Raw genomic sequence first — 24,134 nt, 5'->3', positions numbered from 1 at the left:
TCCTACACGTGGTTTTTCGGATCCGCCGCATCAGCAAATGCATTTCCGATAATATAAAAGGCAATTGTAATGACACTTAGCACAATACTAGGGAAAATTAATTGATAACGTAAATCTGGTGACATCATCAACACGCGACCTTCGTTAATTAAGTTTCCTAATGACGGTTCACTTACTGGTAAACCTAAGCCGATATATGTTAAAAAAACTTCCGCACCAATCGCAGCAGGAACCGCTAAGCTCATACGCAGCATAATGACTGAGATTAAATACGGCAATAAGTTTTTCAAAATAATTTTATAGCCTGGTGTACCTAATGTTTTTGATGCTAAATTGTACTCTCGGTCACGCAAAATAACGATTTGGTTCCTTAAGAAACGCGCCATCTCAACCCAGCCGGTAATACACATCGCGATAATTATTGTCGAAATACCCGGACGTAAAATATAAGCCATTAATATTAATACAATCGTCGTTGGTATATTATCAACAATGTTATACAGTTGCGTAATCGGCATTTCTAATTTTCGTGAATAGCCCCATAAAGCTCCGACAGTAAAGCCGATGATAACTTCAATAATAGCAACTGCAAAGCCGATAAATAGTGAAGTACGTGTACCTTGCCAAATACGCGACCATAAATCTTGACCAATCGAGTTTGTTCCGAAAATATATTCTTCATTTGGGGCTACATTTCGGTCCTGCATACCCGTCTCTGAATTAAGATAAATTTGCGTTGGTGATTTTTGATCTGGTAAATAAGGTTGGATAAATGTAAACGCAATTAATAACACTACAAAGAATAATAAAAATACTGCAATTTTATTTTTTGTAAAGGAACGGAACGTCGAACGCCAATATGAATAATTCGAATAGGCTGTTTCTTCTGCTTTCGCATCGTCTACACCAGCAAATTCAAATAAGTGCTCGTTCGATTTATCCGAAATATTTTGAATTTCTTTCGTAAATAAGCCCATTAGCGCACACTGTCTCCCTTCCCTAGCTTAATTCGAGGATCGACAACTGCCATCAATAAGTCCCCTAAAATAAGCCCTATAATCCCTAACGAAGAAAACACAAGAACTAATCCTTGTACGACATTATTGTCTTGACGTTGAATGGCGTCAACTAATAATCCACCCATACCAGGAATAGAGAATAACGATTCAATGTAAATCGAGCCTGTAATCGTAAATAAAATTGTTGCTGGTAAATATTGTGCCATCGGAATAAACGCATTTCGCATGACGTGGCGGAACATGATGGTACGTTCCTTTACCCCTTTTGCGCGCGCCAATTTAATGTAATCTTTGTTCAATTCATCCACCATATAACGACGCATCCACATCGAATATGACGCAATCGGTCCAAGTGCAAGACAGATTAATGGTAATATAAAGCTTCTCGAATCGTATTCATCAAATAACATCGGTAATCCGAGCCAATCTGAAATATACATTTGAATCATTAAGAAATACACCATTGCCGGTACCGCTACAATAATAACGATATAACCCGTACCCAGACGATCTAGCCAGCGCCCTTTAAATTGCGCCATTAATATTCCAAGTGGTACTCCTACTAACAGCGAAAGTGCTACTGCCCCTAACCCAAATGAGATAGAATACATCATTTTATCTGCAATAATATCTACTACTGGTACATCCGTACGATATGTAATCGACTTCCCTAAATCCCCTTGGAATAAATTCACGTAAAAGTTTTTCAGCTGTACAATGAGTGGATCACGTAGACCTAAATTTGTTAAATAAACTTCTTGTTGTTCTGGCGACATTTTTTCTGCCGCTGACCCTAAATAACCTTCATCTGGCATTAGGCGTAGCAGGGAGAAAACAATCGTAATAATAATAAATAGCGTTAAAATCGATTGAGCAATACGTTTGGCAAGATACTTTAACACGCGATTCCCTCCTTACATTTAAAATACGAAAGGAGATGCAGAAATAATTCTGTCATCTCCTGACGTTACTACTGGTTAAAGCCCATAAAAAACTTACTTTGAAGCGTTCGCTAAAGCTTCAGCACGTTCTTTTTCCCATGCCTCTTTAGCTGATTTATACTCTTCATTGCTCATTGGCTTTTCTAGGATTGACTGACCTTTAAATTTCTCAGATGTTACACCAAATGGCGAATATTGTGATTCAAATGGATTTAATTTTGAAGCAACATAACCTCCACCGCCAACAGCGTAAGGAATTACGAATGCTTCTTCAATTAAGAATGCTTCTGCTTTTGCAAATAGTTCATAGCGTTTTGCTGAATCAACTTCTGCTTTTGCAGCTTCTACTAACTTATCGTATTCACCGTTATATCCTTCAGCTAACTCAGGCTTGTTGTAAGTACCACCTGCAGTGAATGGATCTGTGTACGTTGATGGGTCAGCAAAGTCTGGACCCCAGTTTGCTTCGATCATCGCGAATTTACCTGGACGACGAACTTCACCTAAGAAGCCTGTCGCTGGACCAGCATATAATACTATATCGATGTAATCTGCACCTAATAAGTTTTCAAGTTGTTGCTCTACTACTTGCGAACGGTTTGCCCATTCAGGTGAACCAGAATTGTATGGTAGTACTAATTTTACTGGGAATGTTGCTTTTCCAGCTAAAGCAGTCATTGCCGCTTCTTTATGCTTGATTGCTAAATCTTTGTTAAATGAATCTGTTTCAGTAATTGCTTTTAAAGGCTCTAAAACTGTGTAATCTACACCTTCAACGTCTACGAAGTTTTTCGGTGTAATTGTGTTTGATAATAAATCTTGTGGGTTGTATGGCTCAATTGTTAACATCGCCGATACTCGGTCTAACGCATGGTAAAGTGATTTACGGAAATCTTTGTTGTTCACTGCTACTTTCCAGTTTTCTGGCTGATTCTCTGCATCAAATTGTGGATCGAAGTTTAATGCATAGAAGTATGTGTAGAAGTTGTTTGTATTTTGACGAACTAAATCTTTTTTGTCATCCGCATTTAACCACTCATCTAAAATAGATGTTGGGATGCTTGCGCCGTCAATTTCGCCACGTAAGAATAATTCAGGTGCAACTGTTGCTGCCTCTTTATTATACTTGTAACGAATGCGGTCAATTTTTACATTATCTTTATCCCAGTACGTATCATTTTTCACAAGTACTCGCTCGTTTTGTGGCTCGAATTTGTCTAAAAGATAGGCACCGTTATATAAGAATGCTTCAGCAGTTGTACCGAAAGTTTCTCCTTTTTCTGCTAAGAACTTTCCGTTAACCGGGAAGAAACATACATAGTTCAGCATTGATAGGAAGTAAGGTGTAGAGCCTTCTAATGTGTACTCTAACGTATACTTATCTATTGCCTTTACACCAACTTGTGAGAAGTCTGTTACTTCACCGTTGTAGAAAGCATCACCGTTTTTCACAACAGTGGCAATCCATGCTGTTGAAGATTCATTTTTTGCATCAAGTACGTAGTTTAAACCGTCTACGAAGTCTTGTGCCACAACATCAGCAACTTCTTTCCCTTTATTGTCTACCCACTTCACGCCTTCGCGAAGTTTGAATGTCCAAACCGTTGCATCTGCATTTGGCTCCCAGCTTTCTGCTAAACCTGGTTGTACAACACCGTATTTGTCATACTCAATTAAGCCGTCTACTAGGTTTGCAGCAACTGCAAATTCATTTGTTTCTGAAGTTTTTAAGTAGTTTAATGTTTTGATTTCACCAGAATACACTGTGCGGTACTCTTGTGGTTTGCCTGAATCGCCATCTTTACCTGAATCCGCAGAATCATCGCCACAAGCAGCTAAAACTAATGCAAACATACATGCTAAAACTAATAAATATTTTTTCATGTACTTTTCCCCCATCCTTTTTCTTTTTCTTGGCTGCTTTTAGGAGCCTATAGTTAAAATCCTAAGCCTGCGCGCTCAATCATTTGAATGGTTTCCCCTTCAAAAATCGGCCCACCTACTATCGGATCTTTAACACAAAGACTAGGTCCATCTAAATCGACCTTTGTAACGATTTTGTGAGCTGCCGCAAAATGAGCTGCCGCGCTAACACTAATTTTCGTTTCTAACATACAGCCAATCATACATTCCACACCACTAGCCTGTGCAATATTGGCAATTTGCAGCGCCTTTGAAATGCCACCCGTCTTCATAAGCTTAATATTTATTAAATCCGCAGCACGCTTTTCGATGACTTCGATTGCCTGCTTCGGTGAAAACACACTTTCATCTGCCAAAATCGGAGTGAGTGTATGATTTGTCACATACTGCATACCTGCCAAATCACTATAATGTACAGGCTGCTCAACTAACTCCATTTGCACCCCTGCATCTTCTAATTGACCAATTATGGATACTGCCTGTTTCGGAGTCCAGCCTTGGTTAGCATCAATTCGAAGTACAATATTTGGACCTACTGCTTCGCGAATTTTTAGTATGCGGTCTACATCTCCAGCTGGATCTTTTCCTACTTTTACTTTCAAAATTGAGAAACCGCGCTTTACTGCTTCTAGGCTATCTTGAACCATTTCTGCATGATCATTTACGCTAATGGTAATGTCTGTCGTTAACGATTTTTGATAGCCTCCGAGCAATTCATAAAGTGGCGCATTGTATTTCTTCGCCCATAGATCATACAGTGCAATTTCAACAGCAGCCTTTGCACTTGTATTTTGATACAAACAACTATCTACACGGTCACATATTACCGCAATTTCTGCAATATCCATGCCATTGATTAGCGGTGCAATTACTTGTTCAATTGCAAATTGGATTGAACTAATTGTTTCACCTGTAATCACATGTGTCGGCGCTGCTTCACCAATGCCTATTTGGCCATTATCCGTGTGAATTGTCACCATGACATTTTGTATACTATGTACCGTTCGTAAAGCCGTCTTAAATGGGGTAATAAGTGGTGCTTCTACTAAACCTACTTTGACATTTGTAATTTTCATGCTGCCACCTACTTTATGTTAAAAATTGTAATAAGCGTAACACTTCGAAAAAATCATCCGTTTCAAACGCTACGGTATTATGTTCCTTAAATGTTGCACCTGGATAAAACGAATTGCGGTAGGCTTTAATATGATCTTTATAAATAATTTCTACGTTAAAATGCTTCGGCAATTCGAGTTGAAGTTGTTGTCGATCTATTTTCATAGCTTGCTCGATTAGTGCTTTTGTTTCTTTTAAGGTCTTCTGTGGACTAACATTTATCGTCGCATGCCCCACCCCTTCTTTTGTTGCAAACGTAACGATGGTTTCATTATAGCGAGCGATATGTTCAGTCAATGCTTGATCACCACTTACAAAGGCAACTGGCACATTGTGAAGTGCTGCTGCATAGGCATTAATAATAAATTCACTTGCATACTCACCATTAATTTTCACATCGGCTAATAAGCTTAGTGTATGCGCAAGCGGATTTTTTGCACTGCCTCCTTCACTGTGATATCCGATAAAAATAGCTCGGTCAAAGCTTTCATCTAGACCCGCCACCATACACATTGGTTCTTGTGTCCATCCGCGAATAATTTTCACATTCTCCGGCAATTCTTCTATTAAAATATTACGCGCTGAATCATGTGCATCTTTTAATAAGATTTCAGTAGCCCCACCTGCAACCGCGCCTTCAATTGCGGCAAGCACTTCCCTTGTCATTTGCTTTTGAAACTGTAAATAGTCAGGTGAATTTAATTCCGTTTCACTCCAAACAGTCGTTCCTGTAATCCCTTCGATATCTGCGCTAATGTATACTTTCATTTGTATCGATACTCCTTTAGCTCATGTTTTTTAATATTAGCAATGATTGGTCCATAGATTGCATTTGGCAATTTTGATTTTCTAGCCCATGTCACATTCCCAAAATCATAATGCCACCATTCTTCTTCATAATTGTGAAAACCTACATTGGTCATGCTATGAAATAAGATCCGACGATTATTAAGGGCTTCAGTATTTTCTGCTAAATGACTTTCGAAATAAGCTGTTGCTGATTGAGCAGATGTTTCATCAAATGCCGTTCCTAAATCAAGTGGATTTCCTTTTGCATCGCCTAATGTCAAATCAATTGCTCCTCCAGTTAGATGGGGGGCGGGATATTGTGAATCCATACTTGGAAATGCTACATATTTTAATGTTTCTTCTTCAATTTGCTGCATGTTCCAGCTCGGATATTTCTTCGTTATTTCAAGCTTAATTTGATCAAACAGTACTTGCTGAACTTGTAGTGGTCTGAAACCGTCATAAACAATCAAGCTATATGCTAGAGGCAAATGATTAAGTGCTTGTAACAATCGATTCAATGCTTGCTCTCGTAAATATATGTCTTGCAAACTATTGGCAATACCTTGATTAAAATAACTAGATTCGATAAAAAGTCGATTTTTTATTGGCACAAGCTTTACCAATGGCTCTTGATTCTCAATAATCGGTGGTCGCTCACCTGCACTAGCTGTTATTGTAATAGGCTGTAAATATTTTTCTAAAATCGTTTTGCACCTCTTTATATGTAACGTGGAATAACATCAGAAGAATGCTAACATTTTGATTTTTCAGTATATTCATATAAAATACCATATTTTTTTCCAATGAGGAAGTTTTTTCTTGGGAATTCATTGCTGTTTATAAAAATAAAGTTCTATTTCTGGTTTCCACTAAAACTCAAAAGTTACATTTATATAAAACAATTAAATTCATAATATTATGAATAAAATGGATATTTTTTTACGCAATTACCTTGTCTTCCGATCGTTGTTTCAGATTGCACAAGTGAATTAATAATGGCTTCTTCGGTAGCTTCTGCAGCTGCAGAAAATAGCAAATTCATAATCGGCTGATCATCTCGTAATTGCATGCGTGTTTCGAGAATTGCTTCACTTTGATGGGAGATTTTATGAGCTATTGTAAATCCAATCACTATATCGCCACTGCCATTTGAGAAATGACTACCAGTACGTCCAAGACCAATTCCACATCGCTTTATCACACGTTTCAATTGGCGATCACTTAACGGTGCATCTGTCGCTAACACAATAATGATTGATCCATCTGTTGGCGCAATCGTTGAGTCCTGTGCCTGTGTGTTTACCTGATAACGTTCCTTCATAAATTCCTCACTCGTACCAAAATTACTTAAAACGAGGCAACCTACTGTATAGCTTGCATGTTCACATTCAACAATTCGCGAAGCACTGCCTATTCCGCCCTTATAACCAAAACAAACCATTCCCTTTCCTGCTCCGACCGCTCCTTCAAGTGCAACATCTGTCGTCGCATTTTCGATTGCTTCTATGGCATGCTCTGGCTTTACTGCGCAATGTCTAATTGAATTCAGATGGCTATCATTACATTCCCCTACAACAATATTTACCGTTCCTGTCGACAAGCCAATTTCTTCATTTTGCGCTAACAAATATTGTAAAGTCCCTTGTGTAACAGCTGGCACACTAAATGTATTCGTCAACATAATTGGTGATTCTAGGACACCAAGTTCATCGACTTGTACAAGCCCAGTTGTCTTCCCAAAACCATTAAGAACATAGCTAGCAGCTGTCACTTTTTCGCGAAATAGGTTACCTCCATGCGGTAGAATAGCCGTTACACCTGTGCAAGCAACATCTCCGTCATTATTTAAAGGATAATCCAATGTCACATGCCCTACTTTGACACCTGTTACATCCGTAATACAATTTTTTTTACCTGTCTTCAAATTGCCTAACTTTACGCCTAATTGTTGAATTTTCATATAGTTCTCCTTTTAATATGTAAATTAAATCCATATCCATCTTAATCAACAATAGCTAATTTGAATAGTGATTAGAAAATACAAAATACATTTTTCACCAAATCACGAAACATGATATCTTTTCATATGTAGATTTCCTTGAGAAATTTATTCTTTTCCGAACTAAAAAAAGAATTTGCCCAAAAATAATTCAGACAAATTCCTTTACGTTTCTAGAAATGTTATTTGATTCAATGCCAACATCATCATAAATTAAATTTCCAATATCCCTCTCGACCAACGATCTACAAAACTTTCGAACGTAATGCCGTATTTGTTATACACTTCATGATATACAAAATAAATGCCTAGTTTATCTAATAATTCATCATTAATTTTCACCGTAACAACTCCTTTAACTTTTCTTATGAAAATGATGATTTTTTCCACTTCTTTGCGATACAGTAATACTTCATTTTTACCCCAAAATTCAATTTATTATTCACTTTAAAAAGTCAGTAATAAAAATTCATCATTTTCTATCCCCCCTTCTCCTCGTTACAAATTTTTCACATTCTACCCAGAAATCCACCACTTAAAGTGCTTGCATTTTAGTATGATAAATTTATGGATAATGTTTATTTGGAGGGACTGGAATGAGAAAGTTAATTCCGCTGCTACTGGCAGTCATTTTATTAATAGGATGCAGCAATACGATGGAAGATATTAAGAATGCTGCTTCTGGTATTAATTCTAAAGCAAATGAAGCAGCAACAGCCATTTCGATTGATGTACATACAATTCGAGCAATTGAGTTAGAATTTGAAGACGAATATGTGACAATTAACGACTTATTTAAAACTATTTTACGTGATGTTCAATGGCATTATGACGAATCGATGAACACATTAAAAATTACAGGAACATGGAAGGACAACCAGCTATTTTCCGAACAAGGTTTTACTGAACAGCAAAAACAGGATTTAGTTGAAAACGGTAAAGTTACGATACAATTAAATTTTGTCGACAACAATTTAACTAAAAACGATACAACCGCACAAATGACCTTACATAACAAGCTGTTAGTAGATCAGCAAGGCGAACAATTATTACAACATTTTTATGATGTTTTTAAAAACTAATGCATTAGGTGAGGTAGAATCCATCATCCTTTTAACCCAAAATTGCCACTAAAAGGCGACTTCGTCTATGTGCATGAATTTTTTCCTAAAACTTTAACAGACCTTTACAATTATCTTGGAGATTATGTAAGAAATAACAACGGAATTTCAACTGTTTTAACAAAATAAAAATTATAGTGGCAAAAGATCGACCGTTATACCGGACTTCATTTCAGTTCTAAAGTATTATATTCATATCTATCAACCTATTATTTTGATAATAATTCCAAAATACAAACATAATTTATACCATTTTTTACTCACTATTAGGTATTTAGACCTTTTATACGTAATTTTTTTCAAATTCCCATAAATTTTGTTTTAATTTATAGTAATTTTGTTATACTTTAATTAATTCCAACATTTTATTAAGGGGGAAATTTTATGCAACTTAATCAATTACCGCCCCTATCAAAAGATCAATTACTACATTGGCTCATCACCTTCAGTAATCAGCTTTCGAAAGGAACGTTCATTGTTGATATTCATGATCGTAATCTATCAATTTTACACGCAAATGACTATCTTCTTCGTTTAACAAACTATGAGTTGCATGAGCTTATCAATCTAAATTTATCGATTTTTAACGGTAGTCGCACGAACAATGATTCCATAACGGAATTAATAACGAATATTCGATTAGGTCTCGCAAAAAAATTTACGGTTTTACATTATACGAAAAATGGTTCAGCTTTTTGGAACTCCATTACCATTCACCCTATTAAAGATTCAGAACAAACGATTCAATATGTATTATTAACATGTGAAGATACAACCGAAGCAGAATTAAATAAAATGGTTTACAAATTAGAACATGAAGTTTACGAAGCGATTGACAATGAAGATAATTTACAATCGATTTTGTCACTCATCTCAAAAAAAATTGAAAAATTCTATATTTATGATGTGTATTGTACAATTCATATTTACGATAAAAATTACGAAATTAAATCACTCGGTTCATATAACTTACCAGTTGATGTTATTCATGAACTTGATTTATTAACTGTAACACCTAATATGAGCCATAATCCACGTGCTGTTTATGTGAAAGATATTTCAGCTAAAAGCACGGAAAGTAAGGATATAAATTTTAATATAATAAAAGGTTCATGGACAAAGCCCATTTTAACTTCACAAAATGAAACAATTGGGATATTAACATTGTTTTTACAAGATGATTTAGAATTAAAGCAATCCGATACGAACTATTTAAATCGCCTAGCGCTATTAATTCAACTTTCAATTAAATATGCCGAACAAAAAATCGAGCTGAGTTACCTTGCTTTTTATGATATAGAAACAAAATTGCCGAATTTACAGTTCTTTAAAGGTGAGTTGGCGAAATGGATTGACGCGGGATTTACGGGCTATGTTGCAGTTATTCACCCTACAGAGTTCAACAAAATTATAGATTTATATGGACGAAATGCTGGAGCTGAGTTATTACGACAAATGGCTGATCGCATGTGCAAATTTTTACCCAGTGGAGATGAAATAATAGCACGGTTTTCAAATTCCATTATTTTGGCAAAAAAGGCGCCACTAAATTCCTTCCATTCGCATCGCAAACATGTCGAACCATTGACACAAGTACCTTTCGTCATTAATGGTGAGGAAAATTATATAACATTAAAAACTGGCTATACAACATTTACCTCCACAATGACAGTTGAGCAATGTATCCACCAAATAGACATTGCATTAACAAATGCGAGAAAAATCAATGGTACGAGCTTTTCTATGTACGAGGAAAACAGTATCAATCAACTAACGGAAGAAATGAATATATTCAATCAATTGACGTATGGCATTAATAACAAAGAATTTGAAGTGTATTTGCAACCAAAAATTAATTTCAAAACAAATGAGGTTGAGGGCTTTGAAGCTTTATCTCGCTGGAATTCTAGCAAACTTGGCTTCGTTTCACCTATCAAATATATTTCTATTGCTGAACAATCGGGTAAGATTAAAGATATCGATCTATTAAATTTAACTAACATATTACAATGGTTACAACAACGTATCGATACAGGTAAAAAAATTGTACCTATTGCATTGAATATTTCACCTGATCATTTCTATGAGCCTTATTTTTTAGATAATATAATCCATACATTTAATCAGTTCCGAGTACCACCGAAATATATTAAGCTTGAAGTTACGGAAAGTATTGAACTTGTAGACTTTATTAAAGCAAAGTCGATTTTAGAAAAATTGAATGAACTGGGCATTGAAAGCTCGATTGATGACTTCGGTGTTGGTTTTTCATCATTAAGTTATTTACCTAAGCTTCCTTTTTCTGAAATAAAAATTGATAGAAGCTTTGTCAATTCGATGAACGAACCCGGAATGTATGCTGTCGTACAAACTATTATTCAATTAGCCAATAATATTAATATGCGCCCGATTGCAGAAGGTATCGAAACTAAAGACCAGCTAGCAATGCTCCAACAACTAGGCTGCCCAGCAGGACAAGGCTATTATTTCTATAAGCCAATGACAAAACAAGACGCCGAAATATTACTCGATCAATCCAACAGCTAACCTATTGTTAGCTGTTTTTTCATATGTATAGAAAAGGAGGAAATTTTATCTTTGTAACGAAAGTAATACGTAATCCCATTTTTTACAGTCGATACAACGGTGGTTTACTTTTTATCGATTTAAGAAAGGGTTAACGGAACTCTACCTATTTAGATTGGGGGATTTAATAATGAATTGGGATTTAGAATATGATGTTGTAGTCGTTGGTTCAGGCGCATCTGGTTTTGCTGCTGCCATTACGGCTAAAAACGAAGAATTAAATACACTATTAATTGAAAAAGAAACATATTTCGGTGGTGCTTCTGCTCTTTCTGGTGGTGGTATTTGGATTCCAAACAACCGTTATTTAGTGGAGGCAGGTGCTGCTGACAGTTACGAAGAGGCCAAAACTTATTTAGATGCTACTGTTGGTAATGCTGTAGCTGAAGATGTTAAGGAAGCTTATTTAAAACGTGGCATCGAAATGTTAGATTACATGCATGACCTTAGCCCGTTTATGCGTTTTTCATATGCAAAAAATTATTCTGATTACTACCCTGCTCTACCAGGTGGCAAAGGGACAGGGCGTTCGATTGAACCACTATTATTTGATTTAAATGAATTAGGAGATTGGAAGGATAAGCTTCTTCCCCCTACAATTGATACAAAAGGCTTTGTCATGACTGGTCAAGATTTCGTAAAAGTAAATATGATTTCCCGTACTACCGTGGGGAAAATCCGTTCTTTACGACTTGGCTGGCGTTTAATGCAACATTTAGTGATGAAAAAGAATTTTGCCGCGCTTGGTCAAGCATTAATTGCGCGTTTGGCATTAACATATAAAAAAATTCAAGGCGAAATTTCGCTATCGACTGCGTTTGTGGACTTCGTGTATGATAACGATCAAATTGTTGGAATTGAAGTAATTAAAGACGGCAAAAGTCTATTCATTAAAGCCGAACATGGTGTCATTTTTGCTTCTGGCGGTTTTTCACGCAGCCAAGAATATCGCGAGAAGTTTTTACCAGCGCCACAGAATGCTGACTGGACGAGCTCACCAGAAGGACAAACTGGTGACATTATTGCTCCTTTCGGAAAGCTCCATGCAAAATTTGGACTTATGGACAAAGTTTGGGGTGCCCCGACGATTATTGATCATACTGGAAGACCATTTTTCTTAGTTGCTGACCGCGGAATTCCAAACATGATTATTGTCGACCAAGATGGCAAACGCTATATTAACGAGCCGACACCATATCATGAATTTGTCGACAAAATGTATGAGCATAATGAAGCAACAGGTGGCAAAGCGATTACATCTTGGATTATTTTAGATGGACGTGCAAAAAGTCGCTACTTATTTGCAGGGTTATTCCCAATGCAGGACTTCCCAAAAGATTATTACAACAATCAGATTGTTTTCAAAGCGGAAAATATCGCAGATTTAGAGCGTCAATTAAATATTCCATTTGGTAACTTACAAAAAACAATTGAACGATTTAATGGATTTGCCCGCAATGGTGAAGATTTAGACTTCCACCGAGGCGAAACACCTCACGACAAATATTACGGTGATCCAACCCTTAAGAATCCGAACTTACTTGAAATTAACAGCGCGCCATTTTACGCACTAAAGGTGTATCCTGGTGATATCGGTACGAAAGGCGGCGTTGTCATTGATCGTGATGGCCGCGTGATACGTGAAGACGGTACTGCGATTGAGGGTGTTTATGCTTGCGGAAACTGCTCGGCATCCGTAATGGGGACGGCTTATCCAGGACCAGGTGCAACGCTTGGCCCAGGCATGACATTTGGCTATTTAGCTGCCCTTGATTGCAAAGTTAATAAAGCACTAGCTAAATCAAAAATCAATTATGCCGAGGTTTGAACCCCAACTCTATGAAGGACACAATTAACACTTATAGAAGGGGAGGACTTCTCCTAAAGCAAGTAAACTTCACTGTAAGAAAAATACCAGCTGACATTTTCACGTCAGCTGGCTTTTTAATTAGTTTAGTGTTGTCGGTAAATCTTCTGCTAAGAAGGCAATTAAATCGCGTAAGTTTTCTGAACTCACACCATGCCCTACTGGATAGGTTCTAAAGGATACATTAGTTCCATAATCATTGAAGAAACGTACCGCATGCTCTGCCCATTCAATCGGGAAATCATAATCATATTCACCATGTGAAATGAAGATTTTTGATGCATCCATTGTTTTTTTACTATATTCTAGCGCTGCAAACTCCGGTAAATATCCACTTAATGCAGCTGTTCCACGTAATTTATTACCCATGATCATTGCAAGTGACTGAGCCACTGCTGCCCCTTGATTGAAACCAACTACATAAAGCTGTTTTTCATCCAAATCAAATTCTTTTACTGCCTCAGCAATAAAATTTTCTACACCTTTTAGCACTTTATCAAAGATATGACGCTCTGGTTTACCCTCTTCTTCAGCAAACGTATAAAATGCATAACCGGGGCGATGCTTAATCGGACCTTGCAAACTGAAAATATGGCATTGCGATGAAAATGAATCTACTAATTGAAGTAAATCTTTTTCGTCACTCCCTAAACCGTGTAACAAAAAAATAGCAGGTTGCTTTATCCCTTGTACAGCTGGTGCTTTGTGTAAGTAAATAAATGGTGTATTCATATAAAAACTCCTTTTTAAGAAAGCGTCATTTTATTCACGATCTGATCACTATGATATGCAATATAACCGTCAATTATTTTTAACGTTTCTTCGATATTTCCTTGTGTTAAAATTGTCGCATTTTTTGAAGTTACTAATGTGACGAAATCGACACGTAATGCATGGTCAACAGATGCATATGCATAATCGTAAATAACATCCTCGTCCTCTACTTCCAATTCCTCATACCGCTTATGGAAATCGGCTGTATAGGCATCCATATTTTCTGCGACATTGTTGCGAACACGCATTTGCTGCGCCATTAATTCATTTTCTAGAAAGCTGATTTTTGGCACTTGACCTTTGCCGTATGTATCACGAACAATCGTTTCCCATGCCATCTTATTTTCAACGAAGTATGCCATATTTAACATTAAACGATCATAAAATTCGACTGTTGATGTTGCAGATTCTCTTTTTTGGCTCACGTTGTCTTGAAGAATCTTTTGAAAGTTATTAATATCTACATTTTTAGTAAGTAAAAAAAGGGTTTGTTCAATAAATTTGGTAATCTCTTTTTGTAATTGTTCTGTTGTCATAATTGGTTCACTTCCTTGTATTTTTACTTTCTTTGCCACTGTCTATCGTACCATTCATTTTCTAAGAAAGCACGTACTTTAGAACAGTTGAATTTATTGATTACAAGTAATTTTTGTTCATTTATCAAATATGGAGCAGTTCTAAAAGTATTTACTTTGATATTCTCCATTCCATATGTAATTCCCCCGCTATAGTCGATGCTTTTGCGGTAGCCGCAAGTAAAGAACGAATGATAAAAACGTCACGTCCTGTAACAAATTATTAATGAAAATTTTCGTGCTAGCCACCATCCCAGACAAAAAGGACTTGCCCAGAAATCACTTTCCAGTCAAGTCCTTTATTGATTGAATTATAGTGCTTTTACTTTCGCTACTACGTTTTCTACTGAGAAGCCGTACTCTTTTAATACTACTTTTTCTGGAGCTGAAGCACCGAATTGATCGATTGCTAATACATCCCCCTCGAAGCCAACGTATTTATGCCAACCGAATGATGCACCCATTTCGATTGCTAAACGTTTTGTTACAGCTTTCGGTAATACAGATTCTTTGTATTCTTTTGATTGCTTTTCGAAACGGTCCATTGACGGCATCGATACTACTGAAGCGTCAATTCCATCTGCTAATAGTGCTTTTTGTGCTTCTATTGCTAATGAAACTTCAGAGCCTGTTGCGATTAATATTACATCTGGTGTTGCTTTAGTTGCTGGAGAAACAACATAAGCACCTTTTTCTACACCTGTATAAACCGTTTCAATAGAAGCGTCTAATACTGGTAAGTTTTGACGAGATAAAACTAATACTGTTGGTGTTGAAGTGCTTTCTACTGCTAATTTCCAAGCTGCTACGGATTCGTTTGCATCTGCAGGGCGAATGACTGATAGGTTTGGCATAGCGCGTAAAGAAGCTAAATGTTCGATTGGCTCATGCGTTGGACCATCTTCACCAACAGCGATTGAATCGTGCGTGAATACATACGTTACTGGTAAGCCCATTAATGCTGATAAACGCATCGCTGGACGAACATAATCAGAGAATACGAAGAACGTACCACCGAAGACGTTTAAACCACCGTGTAATGCCATACCGTTCATCGCAGCTCCCATTGCGAACTCACGTACACCGAACCAAATATTACGGCCTTCTGGAGTTTCTGCAAAGAAGTCTCCTGCGCCTTTGATTGTTGTTTTGTTTGAACCTGCTAAGTCAGCAGAACCACCGAAGAATGATGGTGTTGTTTTTGCGATTGCGTTGATTGCATCACCTGAAGAAGAACGTGTTGCAACTGATTTACCGGCTTCATAAACTGGTAATTCTGATGCAAAGTTTTCTGGTAAGTTGTTGTCCATAGCATTAACAAATTGTGCTGCTAATTCAGGATATTCGTTTTTGTAGCCTGCGAATAATTCGTTCCAAGCATTTTCAGCTTGTGTACCTTGTACATCAGCTGCCGCTTTGAATGTTTCGTAAACCTCTGTTGGTACGTGGAAAGGTTCATGCTCCCAAGCATAAGCTGCTTTCGTTAATGTCACTTCGTCCGTTCCAAGTGGAGCACCGTGAGAATCTGATTTACCAGATTTGTTTGGAGAACCAAAGCCGATTACAGTTTTCACTTCGATAATCGTTGGGCCACCTGTATTTTGTTTTGCTGCTTCGATTGCTGTATTAATCGCAGCAATCTCTGTACCATCTTGAACTTTTAAGTAGTTCCAACCATATGATTCGAAACGTTTTTGGATGTTTTCTGAGAATGACTTTTCTAAATCACCATCTAGTGAAATATCATTTGAATCGTATAACACAATTAACTTGTCTAATTGTAAGTGACCAGCTAGAGAAATTGCTTCTGCTGCAACACCTTCCATTAGATCACCGTCTCCACATAGTGCAAATGTATAGTGGTCTACTACATCATAGCCTGGTTTGTTGTAAGTAGCTGCTAAATGACGTTCAGCCATTGCCATACCTACAGACATTGCAATACCTTGACCAAGCGGACCTGTTGTTGCTTCAACCCCTACCGTATGACCGTACTCAGGATGACCTGGAGTTTTTGAACCCCATTGACGGAAGTTTTTAATTTCTTCCATTTCTAATCCGTAGCCACCTAAGTGAAGTAAGCTATATAGAAGCATAGAGCCGTGCCCCGCTGATAATACAAAACGGTCACGGTTATACCAATTTGGATTTTGTGGGTTATGACGTAATTGCTTTGTCCATAATGTATAAGCCATTGGAGCTGCACCCATTGGTAAACCTGGGTGACCAGAATTTGCTTTCTCGATTGCGTCGATTGATAATGTACGGATTGCGTTAATTGCTAACTGATCCATTTGTTGTGTCATTATGTGACATCCTTTCTCGTACTTAATTTATACAATGTCTAGTTTAGACAAAATCATCAAAGAAAACAATGGTTATTCGCAACGTTCTTCAGAATATGTCATACTTAATGATAAATGTGACATATTAATCAATTATCCCTCTTCGTAATTGTGTCTAGATTTATTCGAGTCGGTTTGAAAAACGCCTTTAAAAATTTGTGACATCCGGTTGGAGGAGTAGGTCAAAACGAAGTTGATCACGCAGGCGTTGTCTCAGGACGTGATGTTTTTAGGCTTCGCTACCTATTCATCTTGAGCCCATGCCGAATGAAAGACATACTTGTCATTCATTCCCTCCTTAGAAATGCGGAGGACTTTTGCTCAAGCAAGTTAATCAAATTAATTCAAGAACCCTTTTTGTGCCTTCACTTGCTTTAATTTTTCTGGTGTTACGTCGTTACCTTCTTCATCTACTACTTTTACATGTTCAATTGTGTCACGCATTGTCGAACGGAACACATCTAAATATTCCTTGCGTAGTGCTGTACGCTCTTTCGCTAATTCCTCTGTTAGTTTTCCTTCTTTAGCTAATTTTGATAACTCATTTATACGAGCGATTTTTTCTTTTGATAACATGTTGTTCTCACCTTTCTTATATCCAATACTACAAAGGTATAAAAAAACGACTTGAAGGGCAAGTGATTACTCTTCAAATCGTTCCATATATTCAATATAACGGCGGTGAACAGTCGCTTTACTGATAGGGATACCAAGACCCTTTAATGTCATGGCAATTTCAGCAAATGTTAGTCCTTTTTGACGCAATTGCACAATTTCTTCGATTGGTACCTCTTTTCGCTCTCGCCCTTCAATATTACCTCGATTTTTTAAATTATTTTGAGGCATGTAACCATTTTCAACTGCACGGCGCATACCTCGACGTATTTTGGCATTGTGCATACGACGTTGATATTCTTCAACGATCGCTAATATTTCAAGTAGCATCGTATCCATTTCATTTAATGCAATTGGGCCAGCATCATTTAATGTATAAACTGTTGCTTCATATTTTTGAATTAAATGAAGAACTGCCATTCGTGCATTACCTCGACCTAAACGGGTTTCATCTTGCACAAATAAGACCTTCACCTGTTGGTCTTTCATAAAATCGAGCATATCTAATAAGCCATCTCGGTCTACTTCATAGCCACTATGCTGATCTTTGTAAACGCTAAGTTCTGTATAACCTAACGATTTGGCATAGCTCGTTAATTCTTCCTGCTGGCGAACTAACGATGTTTCTTGCGTGTCTTTTTCGGTGCTAACACGACAATATAATACTGCTTTAGTTTGATCCATTACTTCTCGCTACCTTAACTGTCTTTTCGTTCGTTGAATCGTTTTGATTTAAATTGGCAATATAGTATGATTCCTTCTCCACAGGTACTACTAATACTTGGCCGTATAATACCTTTTCATCTTGTAAGCCATTTTCTTCTTTTACAAAGTTAATCCAATCGTTCTTAGCCATTTTACCACGATATGTTTCTGCTAACGACCATAAAGTATCACCTTGTACAATTGTCACTTGTTCGTATTTTTCGATTTTCTCATCTTCAAAAATTAAAAATGTAAATAATAAAATAGAAAATGCTAATAACATTGATGTGAAGCTGTTTAGTTTGAATTTTTTCATCGTAGAAACCCCTTTTAGAGAATATATGTTCGCAATATTTGCCTTAATAGTAATACGAACATATGTTTTTGTCAACTCTTTTTCGAACCTATGTTTGCATTTTTGTTCGCATACTGATATAATGTATCTAAGAAAATAGCATTATAAAGAGGTGAGTTCGTTGACACAAAAAATTTCAAAAAGGCAGCAAGCTATACTAACTTTTATTAAAGAGGAAGTTCGTGCTAAAGGTTACCCACCATCAGTTCGTGAAATTGGAGAGGCTGTTGGTTTAGCTTCTAGTTCAACTGTCCACGGGCATTTAGCTCGTTTAGAAAGTAAAGGGCTTATTCGTCGTGACCCTACAAAGCCACGTGCAATTGAGGTATTAGATCAAGAAGAGTTAACTATCCCAAAATCAGGTGTTATTCATGTTCCTTTAATCGGGAAAGTAACAGCTGGATTACCAATTTCAGCAATCGAAGACATCCAAGAATATTTCCCACTTCCTGATACGTACGGCTCATCAGAAGACGAATTGTTTATGCTTGAAATTATGGGTGAATCGATGATTGAAGCAGGTATTTTAGATGGGGACTATGTCATTGTCAAAAAAACAGCTACAGCCAATAACGGAGAAATTGTTGTGGCAATGACAGAGGAAGATGAAGCGACCGTCAAACGCTTCTTCAAAGAAAAAACACATTTCCGACTTCAACCTGAAAACAGTTCAATGGACCCTATTCTTGTCAACCAAGTTTCGATATTAGGTAAAGTAGTAGGATTGTATCGTAACGTTCATTAACTTTAAAATCCTCCATCAACTACATGATGGAGGATTTTTTTATCCTTTATATTGAACAGCAGCTTCGATAAAGCTTTTAAATAGTTTTTCTGAAGGTTGATCATTTTGTAGCCCTTCTGGATGCCATTGCACACCAATACAGTATGGATGCTCTGGATGTTCAATTCCTTCGATAACACCATCTTTCGCTTGGCCATTTATTAAAAAACCTGGCGCAACGATATCAACTGCTTGATGATGAAAGGAATTTGTTAAAATCGTTTCTTGTCCGATAATTTCCTGTAATTTGGATGGGAACAATTCAACCGTATGCGTTAATTCATGACGCATAGACGCTTGAGTATGCTTCAAGACATTCTTTACTTGAGTATCTATATCTTGAAGTAACGTCCCTCCAAAAGCAACATTCATCACTTGTTCTCCTCGGCAAATTCCAAGGATAGGCATATTGCATTCAAAAGCTTTTTTCGCAATTAAAATGTCACTTCGATCGCGCTCATCAATAACGGTTCCCAACTTATAATGTGGTTCTTGATTAAAAATGAGCGGGTTAACATCATATCCTCCAATTAATAATATTGCGCTTAAACCATTGAGTACCGTGTCGACTGTTTCTTCATCCATATAAGGAACACAAACTGGGATACCCCCAGCGCGTTTAATCGCTTGAATATACGTATTATTTATTTCCATTTTCCCTTCGACTGGATGCATCGTTAATCCAATAATTGGTTTCATCGTTTTCCTCCAACAACAGTCGTTTTGCATGCCTCAACAAAACTTTTAAATAATCGTTGTGCGTGAGTATTACCAAGTGGAGCCAATTCTTCTGGATGCCACTGCACTGAAATACAATACGGATGACCCTCGTGTTCAATTGCCTCAATTATGCCATCCTTTGCAATTCCCGATAAAACAAGCCCTTCTCCTAGCATTCCAACGGATTGATGATGAAATGTATTTACGCGGAACATGTCATCTTCAAAAATAGCTTTCATTTTTGGTGTTAGCACTTCAACACTATGTGCCAATGCACCACGCTTTGATTGCTGCTTATGGCCAATTGCACTTTCGATTTGGGTTGGAATGTCTTGAATAATCGTCCCACCAAAAAAGACATTCATAATTTGCATACCACGGCATACACCTAAAATCGGCATACCTCGTTCAAATGCGCGCTTCATAAACAATAAATCACTATCATCACGCTTCCGTACAACGCGACCTATATTTTGATGTGGTTCCTCACCAAATAGCTCTGGGTCAATATCTTCTCCACCAATTAAAATAATGCCATCCACACGATCTAGAAGCGCATCCACATGCTCCTCTGACGCATTAGGCAAACAAATTGGGATACCACCTGCAATTTCCACCGAATCTAAATATGCATTATTAATATCCAATTTTTTATCAATATCATACATTGTTAAGCCAATAACTGGTTTCATCTCACTATCCCCTTAGAAATATAATAATAATTCTAACTATTCAAATTATAATACTATATCACTATGAATTACTAGTATCTTAATAGTAGATGATGAGACATATTTTAGATGGTAGCTACATTTATCATGGTTTTCATTTAATACCTTACAACGTCAACCCATTGATTAAACGAATGAAAAAATCCAAACCACTTTAAGCACAACTTTAGAAATCAAAAAACCACCCAATATTTAGTAGTTGGGTGATTTTTTTATATTATTTTTTTTATATTATTTTTTTTATATTATTTTTTTGCTAATAGCTCCATAAAATACGCTTGAATTTCTCGCCAATTGTGAACGCGTTTATAGCCATCTTCTGCCGCATTATACGGCATTGAGTAAAGCAATCCCGTACCACTAAAGGCTTCTAATTGTCGTGGGCTATCATCGATTAAAAAGTCCGTATGTATTACGGCTTTATTGCCACAGAATACGATGTTTTGCGTTTTTATAAATGGCATATGCTCCATTAACCAATCATACTTCGCATTAAATGAACCCGGCACATCCATTGCAGCTGTGGCAATATAAATTTCAAAATGTTCTTGTAGCCCTTTTATGACCTCAATACAATCTGGATCTAGTACTTCTAAATCACGGAAGAAATCTGGCTCATTTAATAGCCCAAATAATTTTTTAGCATCTTCTTGTGATAAATCACGTTGTGTTGTTAATAAAAATTCGTCTTTTGTAAAATTCGCCCCAAAATTTTTATTGTATGTGTCGCATAATTTTAAATAAAAATCTGCTAACACTTGGTCCATATCAATTGCAATACTCGGTTTCATCATATGCCTCCTCAAACATTCCCTATTTTTAGTTTATACAAAGCACTCAAAAAAAAACAAGTGTTAGCCTTAGCAGCGAACATGTTTACGCTTAAAGCCGATTCGGTCCTTTTCTATTTGCTTTTCAATTTCTAATGCAGCATGTAAAATCCCTGGTTTCTTACCTTCACGTTGCATTTCAACAGGGCCAATTTCATGTGCGATTTTTAATGCTTCCTCATGGAGTGGTTTAAACGAAACGCCAACTGTCATGACAAAGTTATTCATTGATGCTTGTGTTCTTGGCGGCGCATGGTGAATCTCTTTCTTTACTTTCTCAAGCATGCCCTGAATTTTCTGAGCTTCAAAATATTCATCTTTACGATTTCCTAATAGCCAACAATAACAACTCCAGCCAGCTGACATTTTCAATTCATGGCCACTTGCAATCCATTTATCACTTACTTGCTGGGCAATATCCGATTCTGCCAGTGTTACCGCCACAACATAATCTGAAATCATGTAAAAATAAGCGCCGTCAATCCAGCGGTCATAATCTTCCTCAGTCATCGCATTTGGATCTGCAATTACCCCTGCAAAATACATCGCATCATAATTACCCGATGCATATAATTGTTCCGCTAATTGTTGGTCAATTCTAATTTGCTTTCTATATGGCTTCATCGACCCTGTTGTTACACCGAACACAGGCTCCACAGCTCCATTACCCATATATATCTTTTTTGTCCGCTCTTTCCCGAGTGCCTCTAATTCTTGCATCATCGTTTGAAATTCCATCTATAGTCCTCCATTCTGCTTATCTATTTAAATAATGACACCTTATTTTAATACAATAATCTATTTTTTCCATTCTGTCATTTTCATTACGTTTACAAAAGATTAAATCCAAATACTAAATTTCTCACAGTTAAAATAAAGAGGTTATCTCAATCGATATGCACTCAAGATTGTCCAAACTTTTAATTTTGATTGCTCTCATACTTTATACTCTAAAAACTTTTTAAGGATAACGAGCTAACATTTTCTCATACTACTTTTATAACTAAGTTAGGATGTGATCAATTTGGTCAAAACAAAATTCGCAAATCTTGGACCTGAGCAGCTAAATGAATTAAAAAGTCTTGAAGAAAAATTAGGTGTAACTTTACTTGCATACGACCACTTCGCCACTGAGGAACAATCCGAAGAAGAAAATAATTCGAGTACAATAAATCCTTCGTAAAATTAGAATGTCGACACAAAATATTGTACTGAATTAGTTGTTTAAAACACACATATTCACCTAATTAGGCTACTTATTTCCCGATTTCAAGGAAAGTTAAGTAGCCTAATTTATCTTGTATCCATTCTCCATTATAGTCTCCCATATATTCTCTTTCATGTGATCTTGTCACTTCATTGGTGAAAGAATGATGCTTTACTCATGTTTAGAAAGTATAGCATCTTGTTTATTGGTTAATAGTAATAATGGTGTAATAACACCAAATAACTACGATGGAGGGATTTTATATGAACAACATTCGTGAAGGTTTAATCCCAGCTATTTTAGGTTCTGCTGTTACAGTGACTGGACTTGCTCTAAAGCAAAAAAATGGTCCTAATAACATGATTGCACACACTGTATTTGGATTCGGTTTAGCCCATATCTTGTTGGGTGCAATTGACCTTGTAGAACACCGTCGTTAGTAATTGAAGAGCACAATTTTGTGCTCTTCATTTGTTTCAAATCATATTAGTTAGAAGAAAGTAAAATGTGATAAAATCCCTAAAGGTTTTACAGGCAGTGTTACGGTTGATAACATAGACCGCGTTTATTACGTAATACACTTTAATTATAGGCTTTGTTAAATAGTATTGTTGTTTTTCAGGCAAAAAATATGGGAACGTCTGATTTGGACGTTCCCGTTCTTATTCCGTTAAAGCACCCGTTAATGAAATAAGGTAATTTATTTATTATAATCTTACCAGTGTACTTGAAGTTTATTACCATTTGGGTCATAAAAGTGGAAAAAGGCATGACCATTATCTTCTTTTATATCCTCAACCTTAACTTGATTATCAATTAAGTGTTGATGAAATTTAGATAATTCTGGACTTGTAAAGCCAATGCTAAATTCTTGTTCATTATCAATTGTAAAATGTGCAAATGTTTCATCTTCGGTAGGAACTAAGATAAGTAAGAAAGGTCCTTCATTTACTTTTAATATTGCAAGTTCCTCAGTATTGTTTAGTAACTGGAGCCCTAATACATCTCTATACCATTGTGCAGACAGTTCTAAATCTTTTACAGGAATTCTAATATAATGTACTTGTTCAATAAATGATTTACTCATAGCCTTCACTCCTTTATTTAATCCGGTATATCAAATAGTTCC

25 protein-coding genes are annotated in these 24,134 nt (G+C 36.6%); 6 read left to right on the top strand and 19 right to left on the bottom strand.

Annotation, left to right across the window (positions count from 1 at the left end):
- Window positions 1–2: 2 nt before the first annotated feature.
- The 8 genes from LZ480_RS07185 to LZ480_RS19860 all read right to left on the bottom strand — a co-directional run bounded on the left by LZ480_RS07185 (window position 3) and on the right by LZ480_RS19860 (window position 8,132).
- Window positions 3–977, bottom strand: coding sequence for an ABC transporter permease (locus LZ480_RS07185; RefSeq protein WP_241368734.1), 975 nt, complete (start codon window positions 975–977; stop codon window positions 3–5).
- A complete protein-coding gene (locus tag LZ480_RS07180; protein ID WP_241368733.1) occupies window positions 977–1,921 on the bottom strand; it encodes an ABC transporter permease in 945 nt (314 codons plus the stop codon). Before LZ480_RS07180 ends, LZ480_RS07185 begins: the two co-directional genes overlap by 1 nt.
- Before the next feature lie 93 nt (window positions 1,922–2,014).
- Entirely contained in the window at window positions 2,015–3,844 is a 1,830-nt protein-coding gene (locus LZ480_RS07175) for a peptide ABC transporter substrate-binding protein (RefSeq protein ID WP_241368732.1), read from the bottom strand.
- Window positions 3,845–3,897: 53 nt separating this feature from the next.
- Complete coding sequence (locus LZ480_RS07170) at window positions 3,898–4,959, bottom strand: dipeptide epimerase (RefSeq protein ID WP_241368731.1); 1,062 nt, start codon at window positions 4,957–4,959, stop codon at window positions 3,898–3,900.
- A 13-nt stretch (window positions 4,960–4,972) separates the two neighbouring features.
- Window positions 4,973–5,767, bottom strand: a complete 795-nt coding sequence (locus LZ480_RS07165; protein WP_241368730.1) for a M55 family metallopeptidase — start codon at window positions 5,765–5,767, stop codon at window positions 4,973–4,975.
- Window positions 5,764–6,414: a M15 family metallopeptidase gene (locus LZ480_RS07160; RefSeq protein WP_241368729.1), complete on the bottom strand. Its 651-nt coding sequence runs from the start codon at window positions 6,412–6,414 to the stop codon at window positions 5,764–5,766. Before LZ480_RS07160 ends, LZ480_RS07165 begins: the two co-directional genes overlap by 4 nt.
- Before the next feature lie 293 nt (window positions 6,415–6,707).
- On the bottom strand, window positions 6,708–7,751 hold the full coding sequence (locus LZ480_RS07155; protein ID WP_241368728.1) for a DmpA family aminopeptidase: 1,044 nt from the start codon (window positions 7,749–7,751) through the stop codon (window positions 6,708–6,710).
- Between the two features lie 252 nt (window positions 7,752–8,003).
- Window positions 8,004–8,132, bottom strand: coding sequence for a hypothetical protein (locus LZ480_RS19860; protein WP_274307420.1), 129 nt, complete (start codon window positions 8,130–8,132; stop codon window positions 8,004–8,006).
- Between the two features lie 254 nt (window positions 8,133–8,386).
- Here LZ480_RS19860 and LZ480_RS07150 point away from each other — a divergent pair, with 254 nt between their 5' ends.
- From LZ480_RS07150 to LZ480_RS07140, 3 genes are all read left to right on the top strand, one after another.
- A complete protein-coding gene (locus LZ480_RS07150) occupies window positions 8,387–8,872 on the top strand; it encodes a putative periplasmic lipoprotein (protein WP_241368727.1) in 486 nt (161 codons plus the stop codon).
- 423 nt (window positions 8,873–9,295) lie between these two features.
- Complete coding sequence (locus tag LZ480_RS07145) at window positions 9,296–11,458, top strand: EAL domain-containing protein (RefSeq protein WP_241368726.1); 2,163 nt, start codon at window positions 9,296–9,298, stop codon at window positions 11,456–11,458.
- 169 nt (window positions 11,459–11,627) lie between these two features.
- Window positions 11,628–13,325, top strand: coding sequence for an FAD-binding protein (locus tag LZ480_RS07140; RefSeq protein WP_241368725.1), 1,698 nt, complete (start codon window positions 11,628–11,630; stop codon window positions 13,323–13,325).
- Window positions 13,326–13,445: 120 nt separating this feature from the next.
- On the opposite strand, the gene LZ480_RS07135 is transcribed toward LZ480_RS07140, so the two are convergent.
- From LZ480_RS07135 to yneA, 6 genes are all read right to left on the bottom strand, one after another.
- Window positions 13,446–14,096 carry an alpha/beta hydrolase gene (locus LZ480_RS07135; RefSeq protein WP_241368724.1) on the bottom strand — a complete coding sequence of 217 codons (651 nt, stop codon included), beginning with the start codon at window positions 14,094–14,096 and terminating at the stop codon, window positions 13,446–13,448.
- A 14-nt stretch (window positions 14,097–14,110) separates the two neighbouring features.
- Window positions 14,111–14,674, bottom strand: a complete 564-nt coding sequence (locus LZ480_RS07130; RefSeq protein ID WP_241368723.1) for a DNA helicase — start codon at window positions 14,672–14,674, stop codon at window positions 14,111–14,113.
- 350 nt (window positions 14,675–15,024) lie between these two features.
- Entirely contained in the window at window positions 15,025–17,019 is a 1,995-nt protein-coding gene (gene tkt / locus LZ480_RS07125; RefSeq protein ID WP_241368722.1) for a transketolase, read from the bottom strand.
- 378 nt (window positions 17,020–17,397) lie between these two features.
- Window positions 17,398–17,634, bottom strand: coding sequence for a DUF896 domain-containing protein (locus LZ480_RS07120; RefSeq protein WP_241368721.1), 237 nt, complete (start codon window positions 17,632–17,634; stop codon window positions 17,398–17,400).
- A 66-nt stretch (window positions 17,635–17,700) separates the two neighbouring features.
- The gene (locus tag LZ480_RS07115; RefSeq protein WP_241368720.1) at window positions 17,701–18,357 is read right to left on the bottom strand and encodes a YneB family resolvase-like protein; all 657 of its coding nucleotides are present in this window, start codon (window positions 18,355–18,357) and stop codon (window positions 17,701–17,703) included.
- Window positions 18,344–18,694: a cell division suppressor protein YneA gene (yneA, locus tag LZ480_RS07110; protein WP_241368719.1), complete on the bottom strand. Its 351-nt coding sequence runs from the start codon at window positions 18,692–18,694 to the stop codon at window positions 18,344–18,346. The genes LZ480_RS07115 and yneA overlap by 14 nt, the downstream gene beginning before the upstream one ends.
- A gap of 160 nt (window positions 18,695–18,854) precedes the next feature.
- Between yneA and lexA the strand changes: the two genes are divergently transcribed.
- Window positions 18,855–19,478 (top strand): transcriptional repressor LexA, encoded by a 624-nt coding sequence (gene lexA / locus LZ480_RS07105; protein ID WP_241368718.1) that lies wholly within the window; start codon window positions 18,855–18,857, stop codon window positions 19,476–19,478.
- A 39-nt stretch (window positions 19,479–19,517) separates the two neighbouring features.
- Here the strand turns inward: lexA and LZ480_RS07100 are convergent, their stop codons facing one another.
- From LZ480_RS07100 to LZ480_RS07085, 4 genes are all read right to left on the bottom strand, one after another.
- Window positions 19,518–20,216 carry a gamma-glutamyl-gamma-aminobutyrate hydrolase family protein gene (locus LZ480_RS07100; RefSeq protein ID WP_241368717.1) on the bottom strand — a complete coding sequence of 233 codons (699 nt, stop codon included), beginning with the start codon at window positions 20,214–20,216 and terminating at the stop codon, window positions 19,518–19,520.
- Window positions 20,213–20,929: a gamma-glutamyl-gamma-aminobutyrate hydrolase family protein gene (locus LZ480_RS07095; RefSeq protein WP_241368716.1), complete on the bottom strand. Its 717-nt coding sequence runs from the start codon at window positions 20,927–20,929 to the stop codon at window positions 20,213–20,215. Before LZ480_RS07095 ends, LZ480_RS07100 begins: the two co-directional genes overlap by 4 nt.
- Window positions 20,930–21,213: 284 nt before the next feature.
- Window positions 21,214–21,759, bottom strand: coding sequence for a 5' nucleotidase, NT5C type (locus LZ480_RS07090; protein ID WP_241368715.1), 546 nt, complete (start codon window positions 21,757–21,759; stop codon window positions 21,214–21,216).
- A gap of 69 nt (window positions 21,760–21,828) precedes the next feature.
- Window positions 21,829–22,536 carry a DNA alkylation repair protein gene (locus LZ480_RS07085; RefSeq protein WP_241368714.1) on the bottom strand — a complete coding sequence of 236 codons (708 nt, stop codon included), beginning with the start codon at window positions 22,534–22,536 and terminating at the stop codon, window positions 21,829–21,831.
- Window positions 22,537–22,822: 286 nt separating this feature from the next.
- Between LZ480_RS07085 and LZ480_RS07080 the strand changes: the two genes are divergently transcribed.
- Window positions 22,823–22,981, top strand: a complete 159-nt coding sequence (locus LZ480_RS07080) for a hypothetical protein (protein WP_241369177.1) — start codon at window positions 22,823–22,825, stop codon at window positions 22,979–22,981.
- Window positions 22,982–23,268: 287 nt separating this feature from the next.
- Window positions 23,269–23,445, top strand: a complete 177-nt coding sequence (locus LZ480_RS07075) for an asparagine synthase (RefSeq protein ID WP_241368713.1) — start codon at window positions 23,269–23,271, stop codon at window positions 23,443–23,445.
- 275 nt (window positions 23,446–23,720) lie between these two features.
- Here the strand turns inward: LZ480_RS07075 and LZ480_RS07070 are convergent, their stop codons facing one another.
- A complete protein-coding gene (locus tag LZ480_RS07070; RefSeq protein ID WP_045516608.1) occupies window positions 23,721–24,092 on the bottom strand; it encodes a VOC family protein in 372 nt (123 codons plus the stop codon).
- Window positions 24,093–24,134: the final 42 nt, after the last annotated feature.

The sequence above is a fragment of the Solibacillus palustris genome, assembly GCF_022549215.1.
Lineage (GTDB): Bacteria > Bacillota > Bacilli > Bacillales_A > Planococcaceae > Solibacillus > Solibacillus daqui.
Note: the sequence above shows the minus strand (reverse complement) of the source record. Positions and strands in the feature narration are given on the sequence as shown.